The sequence below is a fragment of the Lacisediminimonas sp. genome (genome assembly GCF_030645335.1).
In the GTDB taxonomy this organism is placed as follows: domain Bacteria; phylum Pseudomonadota; class Gammaproteobacteria; order Burkholderiales; family Burkholderiaceae_D; genus Lacisediminimonas.
This window is the reverse complement of record NZ_JAUSNH010000104.1, coordinates 1-10,051: the sequence shown is the minus strand read 5'-3', so window position 1 is coordinate 10,051 and position 10,051 is coordinate 1. Positions and strand designations below refer to the sequence as shown.

Annotated in this window: 12 protein-coding genes; all 12 read right to left on the bottom strand. The window is 63.7% G+C overall.

The genetic code is table 11. From position 1 onward, the window contains the following. Positions 1 to 629: ferredoxin reductase (locus tag Q7T64_RS07325; protein WP_304793574.1), on the bottom strand; the 629-nt coding region annotated here is incomplete at its 3' end. Positions 630 to 718: 89 nt separating this feature from the next. After that, positions 719 to 1,474 carry an SDR family NAD(P)-dependent oxidoreductase gene (locus tag Q7T64_RS07320; RefSeq protein ID WP_304793571.1) on the bottom strand — a complete coding sequence of 252 codons (756 nt, stop codon included), beginning with the start codon at positions 1,472 to 1,474 and terminating at the stop codon, positions 719 to 721. Next, a complete protein-coding gene (locus Q7T64_RS07315; protein WP_304793567.1) occupies positions 1,471 to 2,139 on the bottom strand; it encodes a dienelactone hydrolase family protein in 669 nt (222 codons plus the stop codon). Before Q7T64_RS07315 ends, Q7T64_RS07320 begins: the two co-directional genes overlap by 4 nt. Positions 2,140 to 2,144: 5 nt before the next feature. Beyond that, positions 2,145 to 2,612, bottom strand: a complete 468-nt coding sequence (locus Q7T64_RS07310) for a RidA family protein (RefSeq protein ID WP_304793564.1) — start codon at positions 2,610 to 2,612, stop codon at positions 2,145 to 2,147. Between the two features lie 133 nt (positions 2,613 to 2,745). Next, the gene (locus Q7T64_RS07305; RefSeq protein WP_304793561.1) at positions 2,746 to 4,287 is read right to left on the bottom strand and encodes a gamma-glutamyltransferase family protein; all 1,542 of its coding nucleotides are present in this window, start codon (positions 4,285 to 4,287) and stop codon (positions 2,746 to 2,748) included. Next, on the bottom strand, positions 4,284 to 4,985 hold the full coding sequence (locus tag Q7T64_RS07300) for an ABC transporter ATP-binding protein (RefSeq protein ID WP_304793558.1): 702 nt from the start codon (positions 4,983 to 4,985) through the stop codon (positions 4,284 to 4,286). The genes Q7T64_RS07305 and Q7T64_RS07300 overlap by 4 nt, the downstream gene beginning before the upstream one ends. 2 nt (positions 4,986 to 4,987) lie before the next feature. Next, the gene (locus Q7T64_RS07295; RefSeq protein WP_304793555.1) at positions 4,988 to 5,737 is read right to left on the bottom strand and encodes an ABC transporter ATP-binding protein; all 750 of its coding nucleotides are present in this window, start codon (positions 5,735 to 5,737) and stop codon (positions 4,988 to 4,990) included. Next, positions 5,734 to 6,741: a branched-chain amino acid ABC transporter permease gene (locus tag Q7T64_RS07290; protein WP_304793552.1), complete on the bottom strand. Its 1,008-nt coding sequence runs from the start codon at positions 6,739 to 6,741 to the stop codon at positions 5,734 to 5,736. Before Q7T64_RS07290 ends, Q7T64_RS07295 begins: the two co-directional genes overlap by 4 nt. A gap of 1 nt (position 6,742) precedes the next feature. Continuing rightward, positions 6,743 to 7,621 carry a branched-chain amino acid ABC transporter permease gene (locus Q7T64_RS07285; RefSeq protein WP_304793549.1) on the bottom strand — a complete coding sequence of 293 codons (879 nt, stop codon included), beginning with the start codon at positions 7,619 to 7,621 and terminating at the stop codon, positions 6,743 to 6,745. 39 nt (positions 7,622 to 7,660) lie between these two features. Next, positions 7,661 to 8,872: an ABC transporter substrate-binding protein gene (locus Q7T64_RS07280; protein ID WP_304793546.1), complete on the bottom strand. Its 1,212-nt coding sequence runs from the start codon at positions 8,870 to 8,872 to the stop codon at positions 7,661 to 7,663. A gap of 46 nt (positions 8,873 to 8,918) precedes the next feature. Next, the gene (locus Q7T64_RS07275; protein WP_304793543.1) at positions 8,919 to 9,389 is read right to left on the bottom strand and encodes a MarR family winged helix-turn-helix transcriptional regulator; all 471 of its coding nucleotides are present in this window, start codon (positions 9,387 to 9,389) and stop codon (positions 8,919 to 8,921) included. Continuing rightward, a partial coding sequence (locus Q7T64_RS07270) for a hypothetical protein (RefSeq protein WP_304793541.1) occupies positions 9,386 to 10,051 on the bottom strand: 666 nt, incomplete at its 5' end. The genes Q7T64_RS07275 and Q7T64_RS07270, both read right to left, overlap by 4 nt.

The window sequence follows — 10,051 nt, the reverse complement described above, 5'->3', positions numbered from 1 at the left end:
CAGCCCAGGCTGCGCGCCGTATTGGTGACATAGTCAATATAGCCGCCAGGGCCGCATACGTACAAGTGGGTGCCTGGATCGGGCGTGGCCAGCACCGCCTGCAGGTCGAGCTTTTGGGCGGGTGCGCCGTCGTCAAGATGGAACTGCACGCGCTGCGCGTAGCCGGAGGCGGCAATGCGCTGGCGAAAGGCGGTGCGCGCCAGCGAGCGCGTGCAGTAATGCAGGCGGAAGTCCGCGCCCGATTGCGCCAGTTGCTCCGCCATCGCCAGCAATGGGGTAACGCCGATGCCACCGGCAAACAGCAGGGTGCGCGGCGCCGGCACCAGCGCAAACAAATTGCGCGGCTCGCTGATGCTGATCAGGTCGCCTTGCCGGATGTCGTCATGGATGGCCACCGAGCCGCCGCGTGACGCCGGGTCGCGCAGTACGGCGATCACATAGCGATGCCGTTCCGCCGGATCGTTGCACAGCGAGTACTGGCGCACCAGCTTGTCACTGACCTGCACGTCGATATGCGCGCCGGCGGCAAATGCCGGCAGCGGCGCACCATCCTCGCGCACCAGCTCGTACGAAAAGATATCTTCGGCTTCCTGGACTTTGCGGCTGACTTTAACGGTGTGGGAATTCATGATTGGTTCGGGTTCTGCCATCGCCTTGGCATTGCTGCGGCCGGCATATTGGCGGGTAAGCGCGGCGCGGGGAAAAGCGCCACTGGTGTTCAGGACAAGGTCATGCCGCCATTGATGACGATGGTCTGGCCGGTAATGAACCTGCCATCGGCCGACAGCAACATGGCTGCGGCGCCGACGATATCTTCCGGCACCGGGCTGCGCTTGACCAGTTGCGCATCGAGATATTGTTTCCAGCGCCGCTCCGGCGCCGATGCGGTCGCTTCGGTTTCCGTCAGTCCTGGCGCAATGGTGTTGACCGTGATGTTGAAGGGCGCCAGTTCGCGCGCCATCGCGCGCGACATCGAAATGATCGCCCCCTTGCTGGCGACATAGTGCATGAACAGGTCCGCGCCCCAGATTGCGGTGTCGGATGCCAGGTTGACGATGCGTGCTTCGCCGGCCGCCTTCAGTAGCGGCAGCACTGCCTTGCTGACCTGCCAGGTGCCTTTGACATTGACCTGGAATACCCGGTCCCAGTTGGCTTCGTCAATCTGGTCGAAGGTCTTGCCGGCCAGTCCGGTGGCCAGCGCCGCATTGTTCACCAGGCCATCCAGCCGGCCCCAGCGCGCTTGTATCTGCTCCACCAGCGCGGCCAGTTCGTCGGCCCGGGTGATGTCGCAGCGACGGAAAAAAACATCGGCGCCGGTCGCGCCAAGGGTGCGCGCGGTCTCTTCGCCGGCATCGGCCAGCACGTCGATCAGCGCCACGGCTGCGCCTTCCTGCACGCAGCGTTCGGCGAATGCACGGCCCAGGCCGCGGGCCGAGCCGGTGACGAGGATCGCCTTGCCTGTTAGTCGCTTCACGGTGTCGCCCTCAGGTGTTGGTCGAAAAATGTCATGGTTCGCTGCCAGGCCGCGTCGGCGCTGGCTTGCTGGTAGTGCGCAGCATCGTCGTCACGGTTGAATGCATGGCCGGCGTCGTACTCATGGATTTCCACAGTCGGATGGGCGCTGCGCATGGCGGCAATGTCGGTGGCGGGAATGGAGGCATCATGGAGGCCGAAGTGCATCAGCACCGGCACTTGCGGCTGCAGCCCCAGGTGGCGCGGCAGGCCGACGCTGTAATAGCCGGCCACGCAGGCAACACCCGGCGCAGCAGCGCACAGCCAGGCCAGCGTGCCGCCCAGGCAAAAGCCGATCACGGCAAGCTTGTGCTGCGCGCCAAGTTGCGCCGCGCACTGCGCAATCTGCGCTGCCATCGCTTCTTCGCCTAGCCGGTTCTTGATGCCGATACCGGCCTTTTTGCCGTCCGGTGAATACGGCAGGAAGCCGCCATCGAGCTGACCGGCGAACAGGTCCGGTGCGATGGCAATGTAGCCGGCGGCAGCCAGGCGGTCGCACAGTGACTTGATATGCGGCGTCAGGCCGAATATTTCATGCACGACCACGATAGCGCCGCGCGCCGGGCCAGGCGGGTCGCGTCGGTAAGCCGGCGTTGCCGTGTCGTTTGATGTTGTCTGGGCAGGCATGGCGATCAGCGAATTTCGAAGATGCCTTCCACTTCGGCGGCGACGCCGAAGGGCAGGGACGCGACGCCCACCGCGGTGCGGGCATGGATGCCGGCGTCGCCAAATACCTTGACCATCAGGTCCGAAGCGCCGTTGATTACCTTGGGCTGCTCGGTGAAGTCGTCGGGTGCATTGACGTAACCGGTCAGGCGCACGCAGCGCACCACGCGGTCGAGGTCGCCGCCGCAAGCCTGCTTGAGCCGTGCCAGCATGTTCAGCGCCGCCAGTTCGGCCGCCTGCTGGCCTTGTTCGATGCTGAACTCGCGCCCGACCTTGCCGATGAATTTGCGCTCGCCGTTTTCGATCGGCACCGAACCGGCGATGTAGGCGAGGTTGCCGCTGATGACGAAGTTGACGTAATTGCCGGCGGCCGGGCCGGCAGCCGGTATTTCAATGCCGATCTGCTTCAGGTGTGCGTCGATTTTTCCGCTCATATCGATTCCTTGGTGTGGGTTGGCAGGGCAGGGGAGTGGCCGTGATCCTGCTGGTCAGGATCGGGTTGCCGCTGTTCCCCTGTCCGGGGTGTTGCTGATGGGTGGTGACAGGTCCGGTGGCTCCGTTGCAAACTCAAAAACCGTGCATGGCGGCATTGCGACGGGTGTCGGCGCAGCCCGCCCAGCCTTCGCCGTCACGCATGACGGCCACGATGGAGCCATAGTTGACCGAGCCCCACGGCGTGATCTTGATCTGCGGCTCGACAGCCAGCACCGCCTGTTGCAGCGCTTCACTGGCGGTGTCTTCCAGGATGAAGTCGCCGACCAGGGTCTTGGACCAGCGCGGCGTGGCAATCGCCTCGGCCATCGACTGGCCGTAGAACAGCAGGCGGGCGGCAAACTGCGCCATGGTGCCGGTCTGGCCCGGTCCGCCGGGAGAGCCGCAAGCCAGCCATGCCTGGCCATCCTTCATCACCAGCACCGGGGTCAGGGTCTGCGCCGGGCGCTTATCCGGCGCCACGCAATTGGGGTCGCCGGCGCGGGTGCTGAAACCGCGCATGCGGTTGTTGAACAGCACGCCGGTTTGCGCATCGAGCACGCCAGAGCCGAACGGGACGAACACGCTTTGCAGCAGCGACACGGCATTGCCTTGGCTGTCCACCGCGATCACATTGCTGGTGTCGGTGCCGTGCATGCCTTCCTGCCGCGCCGTCGCCGCCTGTGCAGCAGCCATCCCCTGCCGGTGGCGCGCCAGCACCATGCGCGCCTGGTCGCCGACGGTGTCGGGATCGGCGATGCAGCCTTCCAGCATTTCATAGGCGCGGCGGCGGGTGCGGATGCCCTGCAGGATGAATTGCGCTTCATCGGCCAGCGGCGCGATGCCTTCCTGCTCCATCAGGGACAATTGCAGCAGCATGGCCGTGGCCCATGAAGCCGGCGGCATGGTGCAGATCCGGTGCGCGCCGAAATGCGCATCCATTACCTCCTGCCACAGCGGCTCGAATGCGGCCAGGTCGGCGACGTCGAGCAGGCCGCCGCCGGCCTGCACCGTGCGCGCCATCGATTGCGCCACCGGGCCGCGATAGAAGCCGGCCGCGCCTTCGGCGGCGATGCGTCGCAGGGTCTGGCCGGCGGCGCGCTGGCGGATCAGTTCGCCTTCGCGCAGGCGAAGGTCGTTCGGGAAAAACAGGGCCTTGCAATGCGGGTCGGCAAAGATCGATCCGGTGCGCTGCGAAGCATTTTCGATCAGGTCGTCGTAAGCGGGGAAGCCCTGTTCGGCATAATCGATTGCGCCCGACAACAGGCTTCCCAGCGAGCGTGTGCCATAGCGTTCCAGCAGGGCGGCCCAGCCACCGACCATGCCCGGCACCGAGATCGAACGTGCCCCGGTCATCGGCATGCCCTCGGGATAGCGCTCTACCGTGGCGGCCCCCGGCGAACGGCCGCTGGAATTGAGTGCAAAGGTCTGGCCGCTTTTGGCATGGTGCACCACGGCCAGCAAATCGCCGCCCAGGCCGCACTCGTGCGGCGACACCACAGCCAGTACTGCTGCGGCTGCAACGGCCGCATCGAAGGCGTTGCCGCCGGCGCGCAATACCGCCAGCCCTTCTGCGGCGGCCAGCGGATTGCCCGCGCCGACCATGCCCCGCGGAGCCCGTACCGAACGGATTTTCATTCGCTGTGTCCCACACCGAGCAAGCGGTGCCGGGTTTCCTTGGTGAGTTCGTTGGGATCGGTGCTTTCAAACATGATCGATCCCTTGTTCATGATGTAGATGCGGCTGGCCATGCGGATGGCCTGGTCCAGGCTGTGCTCCACCAGCAGGATCGACGCGCCTTCGCGCGCGATCTGGCCGATGTGTCGATACATTTCCTCGATGATCAGGGGTGCGAGTCCCTCGGACGGTTCGTCCATCAGGATCAGCGCCGGATTGGCCATCAGCGCGCGGCCAATCGCGACCATCTGCTGTTCGCCGCCGGACAGGTTGCTGCCCAGATTGTTCATCCGTTCGCGCAGCCGCGGAAACATGGCGTAGACGCGCGCCAGGTCCCAGCCGCCTGCCAGGTCGCGTTTGCCCACTTCCAGGTTTTCCTGGACGGTCAGCATCGGGAACACACGCCGTCCCTGCGGCACCAGCGCAATGCCGGCACGGGCCCGTTTTTCAACCGGCAGGTTGGTGATGTCGACGTCCTTGAACAGGATGCGGCCGCTGCTGGGGCGGGCAAAGCCCATGATGGAGGACACCGTGGTGGTCTTGCCGGCGCCATTGCGGCCAAGCAGGCACACCACTTCGCCCTGCTTGACCTGCATGTCCACCCCTTGCAGGATGTGGCTGCTGCCGTAATGCGTATTGACTGATTGGAGTTGCAGCATGTTTATCGTGTCCTCTGCCCGCCGATATACGCGCGCTGTACGACTTCACTGTTGCGCACTTCGTCCCAGTCGCCTTCGGCAATCACGACCCCGTTTTGCAGCACCGTGGTGCGGTCCGCCAGCGCCGCCACCACATCCATGTCGTGCTCGACGATCAACAGCGACATGGTGCGCGGCAGCTTTTGCATGACCGTGACCATCTCGGCCGTTTCTGCGGGCGACATGCCGGCGGTCGGTTCGTCCACCATCAGCACGCGCGGGTCGCCGGCAATCGCCATGGCGATCTCCAGCTTGCGCTGGTCGCCATACGACAGTTCACCGGCGCGATGGGACGCCAGGTTCGACAGCGACAGGTTGGCCAGCACCTCGTGGGCGCGTTCTATCAGGTCGCCGTGGCGGCGCGCGTGACGCAGTGCGTCGTGCTTTGCCTTGCTGTGGGCCTGTACCGACAGCCGCACGTTTTCCAGCACGCTCAGTCCCTGGCACAGGTTGTTGCGCTGGAAAGTGCGCGCCAGGCCGTCGAGCGCGCGCTGGTGCGCCGGCATTTTGGTAATGTCGCGGCCATCGAAGGTAATCGTGCCGGAACTGGGTTCGCGCTGGCCGCCGAGGATATCGAACAGGGTCGACTTGCCGGCGCCATTGGGGCCGATCAGGGCGCGCCGCTCACCGGCAGCCAGCGTGAAATTGACGTCGTCCAGCGCATTGAAGCCGGCATAGCGCCGGTAAATGCCGGTTGCAACGAGTGCGCTCATTTCGCCCCCCGTCGGCTGGCCAGCTTGCTGATGTAGCCCCACACACCGCCGCGGGCATACAGCACCACCACGATGAACGACACCGCCATGATCGACGGCCAGCGCTGGGTATAACTGGAGACCACGTTTTGCAGCAGGATGATGATCAGGGCGCCGATGACCGGGCCAATCAGCGAACCGGAACCACCCAGCACCACCATCACCAGCAGGATGGCCGATGCCTGCCAATGCAACTGGTCCGGCGACACCAGGTGGAACTGGTGCGCGAACAGTGCGCCGGCGAGTCCGGCGAACAGCCCGGCGATGGCAAAGGCGGCGACCATATAGGCCTGGGTGTTGTAGCCCAGCGCTTCCATGCGCGTGCGGCCGATCAGCACCGAGCCGAAGGAGGAGGTGGTGATGCGCTTCAAGGCCAGGTAGGACAGCAGGAAGATCAGCAGCGTGAACAGGTAGAACACGGTGTTGTCGTTGGTGTCGATCCACTTGTCCAGCGGACCGAAGCTCGGGCGCGGTACACCGGACAGGCCGTCGTCGCCGCCGGTCAGCCATTTCCATTTGAAGGCGATGGCGAACACCATCTGCGACAGCGCCAGTGTCAGGAAAATGAAATAAATCCCGGACGAGCGCAGCACCATGTACGCACCGCCATACGCGGCGACGCCGCCGACCAGCGCAGCGGCCAGCAAGGTGAACGGCAGCAGCGCCGGATAGTGCACGCCCAAAAGGCCCGCGGTGTAGGCGCCCAGGCCAAAGAAGGTCGCGTGGCCGAACGAGGCCAGGCCGGTGTAGCCGAGCAGCAGGTCCAGGCTCATCGCGGCAATGGCGAACACCATCACTTCGGTCAGCACGGTGATGCCATAGCCGCTCTTGAAAACCACCGGCATGACCAGCAATACCAGCAACAATAGTTCCAGCCTGGTGCGCCGCTTTTCGGCGTCGGCCACCAGCAAGCTCAATTTCGGGGCCGCGCCAAATACGGAAACAGGAGACAAGATGCGCTTCATTTCAATGCCCCGAGATGTGTGAACGTTGGAGGCCGAACAGGCCGGACGGTCGCACCATCAGTACGACAACCATGACGATGTAAATCGACACCAGCGAGAAATCCGGAAAATAGACTTTGCCCAGGCTGTCGAGTATGCCGATCAGCAGGCAGCTTGCCAGCGTGCCGCGCAGGGAGCCGAGTCCGCCGACCACCACCACGACAGTTGCCAGCATCAGCACTTCGAAGTCGACGTCGCGGTACAGCCCGATGATCGGTGCACCGACCACGCCGCCCAGCCCGGCCAGCGCAGCGCCGAAGCAGAACGTCAGCGTGAATACCAGGCTGACGTTCACGCCCATTGCGCGCAGCATGTCCGGGTCGGACACGCCGGCACGGATGATGGCGCCGATACGGGTGCGCGCTTCCACCCACAGCAACATCAAGGCCATCACCAGTCCCGCAGCCAGCACTGCCAGCCGGTACATCGGATAGTTGATGCCGAGGATCTTGATGGTGCCGTCCAGCCCGGAAGGCGCCGGCAGCAGGTAGGGGTCGCCGCCCCATATCCAGTTTGAAAGGTCCCAGATCAGATAGGCAAATCCCAGTGTCAGCAAAACCTGGTCGAGGTGGTCGCGTCGGTACAGCTTGCGCAAGAACCCCAGTTCCATCAATGCGCCCAGCGCCGCCAGCAGCACCGGTGCAATGATCAGCGCCAGCCAGAAATTCTTGGTGACCGCCAGCACGGTCAGCGCGATATAGCCGCCGATCATGTAGAAGCCGCCGTGCGCCAGGTTGGCCAGGTTGAGCAGCCCGAAGGTAATCGACAAGCCTGCTGCTGCAAAGAACAGCAGCAGGCTGAACGAAAAGCCATTCAGGAGTTGTACGAAGACATAATCCATATCAGTCAGTGGCCATTTCGAAATGCAGGGGCAAGGGCATCAAGCCTTGTTGGCAAAGGGATCGACAGCCTTGGGCAAGGTGGCGATGACGTTCATCTTCGGCAGCTCGCGGCCGCCGGCGACGGTTTCACGGATGTACAGGTCCTGCACCACGTCGCCGGTGGTCTCGTCGATCGACATGCGTCCGCGCGGGCTGGCGAAAGTCAGGCCGCGGAATGCGGCAGCGAACTTTTCCTTGTCCTCGACGTCGCCCTTGACGCGCTCGGCGGCGGCGACGACGGCGCGCAGTGCATCCCAGCCAAACAACTGCAGGTAGGACGGCGGCTTCTTGAATTGCGTGGTGTAGCTCTGGACGAATGCCTTGTTTTCAGGATTGGGCAAGTCCAGGTTCCAGGCATGCATCGACAGTGCGCCGATCGAGGCATTGCCGGTTTCAGGCAGTGAGTCGTAGTCGCAGGCAAAGCCCGACAACAGCAAGCGGGCAGTGCGGTTCAGGCCCACCTGGTCGGCTGCCTTGAGGTAGCGCACGGCGGCGCTGGCGGCCCAGAAACCGAACACGGCTTCCGGCTTGGTCTCTGCTACTTTCAGCACGAAAGGGAGGAAGTCGGGCGAGGCCAGCGGCGCATACGATTCGCCGGTAATGGTGCCGCCTGCTTCAGTGAAGCCGGCGCGGAAGGCTTCTGCGTATTCTTTTCCGGCGGCATAGTCAGGGCAAAAAATGTAGGCTTTCTTGGTCTTGTTCTGCGCCACCCATTTGGCGAACGGATACGCCTGGGCCCAGATGTTGTAACTGGTGCGCACCGTGTACTTGTTGCGCTTGGCCGGACGGGTGATTTCGGAGCCGCCGCCAACGGTAATGATGTAAGGCGTGCGCTCCTTGATGACCAGCGGCGCGGTAGCGTAGATGACCGGTGTGGCGACGCCGCCGAGCAGCGCATGGACCTTGTCGTTTTCCAGCAGCTTGCGGGCCTTGGCCACGCCAACGTTGACCTGCACGGTTTCATCTTCAATGATCAGCTCGACCGGACGGCCTGCCGCTTTTCCCTTGATCGACTCCATGTACATTTTCATGCCGACGATCGCGTTCTGGCCCACCTGGGCGAACACGCCCGAGGTCGGCAGGTTGACGCCGACCTTGATCGGGGCGGTCGAGCGCGTCTGCGCCTGGATCAGGCCCGGTGCAGCCAGGGCAACGCCTGCTGCGGCCGACGTCGACAAAAATTTCCTGCGGGTGATTTGTTTCTTTTCCATGGATGGCCCCTGTTTTGTACGTGGATGAGGAAACTGCGGGTGATGCCTAAATCTCGGCGTTGGCCTGCAACAGGACCAATGTTTTTCGAAACTGGTCAATCTGCTTCTTGCTCATCCCGTGCGACAGGATCTTGTTGGTCTCTGCCATGATTGGCAGTATCTTTTTTTCCAGCTCGCGCCCTTTGCGGGTCAGGCTGACGCTCACGCGCCGGCCATCTTCAGGGTCGCTGTTGAGTACCACCAGTTTGGCTGCCTGCAGCTTGCGCAACGCCGCATTGGCAGTTGGTGCCGAGGTATTGACGCGCCGCGCCAGGTCGCCCTGGCTGATGCCGTTTTCCTGCCATAGCACGCGCAGGTAAAAGAACGTGCCGCTGGTAATGCCGTGGCCGGCGATCTGCTGGTCCAGCACCCGCAGCAACTTGCGGCTGGCCACCGACACCAAAAAGCCGATGCTGTCCTCCAGCGGATAAGCGCCGCTATCGACCTTGCCGGCGGCTGTTGGCCTGGTGCTGATCATTCGTACAGCGCCACCGCGCAGCCGGTGTCCCAGGCATGGATGTCTTCGTAGACCAGCGTGCGCGGTTTGCGATCGTGCGCCACGCCCAGTGCCGTGATCCATTGCCGTATTTCCCAGGTGCCGAAACCTGCAGCATCAAGGCGTTCATTGCTGATTGCAAGCAATTCCGGCACTGCATTGCGATCCAGCAGCGACAGGAAATGGCGGTCGAATTCGGGGTCGAGCTGATCGGCTTCGGCCGCGCCCGGTGCGTGCGACAGTCCGCCGGTGCCCAGCACGGCGACCCGCAGGTCGCTGGCGTCGATCGCTTCGCGGATGGCGTGGCCCAGCGCATGGCAGCGCTTGAGCGACATCAGCGGCGGCACCTGGCAATTCTGCATGACCCAGACGATCGGTACATCCAGCGCTGGCGTGAGCAGCTTGAGCGCCACCATCACGCCGTGGTCGAGCATCACGCTTTCCGAAAAAGACGGTTCGATGTCGTTGGCAAATGCACGGGCCAGGATGGCTTTGGCCAGGCCGGGCGCACCGGGGATGGTGGTGCGCGGCATGCCCAGCCACTCTTCGATCGGTCCGACATAGGACGCGCCGGTGGTGACGCAGGCTGAGGGCATGTTGTCGATGAAAAAATTCGCGAAATGATCCGGTGCGATGATGACCAG

What these genes read in the sequence shown, in the direction of transcription:
- Q7T64_RS07315 (WP_304793567.1), bottom strand. Translation starts at nt 2,139, where the DNA reads ATGCCTGCCCAGACAACATCAAACGACACGGCAACGCCGGCTTACCGA.
- Q7T64_RS07310 (WP_304793564.1), bottom strand. Translation starts at nt 2,612, where the DNA reads ATGAGCGGAAAAATCGACGCACACCTGAAGCAGATCGGCATTGAAATA.
- Q7T64_RS07305 (WP_304793561.1), bottom strand. Translation starts at nt 4,287, where the DNA reads ATGAAAATCCGTTCGGTACGGGCTCCGCGGGGCATGGTCGGCGCGGGC.
- Q7T64_RS07300 (WP_304793558.1), bottom strand. Translation starts at nt 4,985, where the DNA reads ATGCTGCAACTCCAATCAGTCAATACGCATTACGGCAGCAGCCACATC.
- Q7T64_RS07295 (WP_304793555.1), bottom strand. Translation starts at nt 5,737, where the DNA reads ATGAGCGCACTCGTTGCAACCGGCATTTACCGGCGCTATGCCGGCTTC.
- Q7T64_RS07290 (WP_304793552.1), bottom strand. Translation starts at nt 6,741, where the DNA reads ATGAAGCGCATCTTGTCTCCTGTTTCCGTATTTGGCGCGGCCCCGAAA.
- Q7T64_RS07285 (WP_304793549.1), bottom strand. Translation starts at nt 7,621, where the DNA reads ATGGATTATGTCTTCGTACAACTCCTGAATGGCTTTTCGTTCAGCCTG.
- Q7T64_RS07280 (WP_304793546.1), bottom strand. Translation starts at nt 8,872, where the DNA reads ATGGAAAAGAAACAAATCACCCGCAGGAAATTTTTGTCGACGTCGGCC.
- Q7T64_RS07275 (WP_304793543.1), bottom strand. Translation starts at nt 9,389, where the DNA reads ATGATCAGCACCAGGCCAACAGCCGCCGGCAAGGTCGATAGCGGCGCT.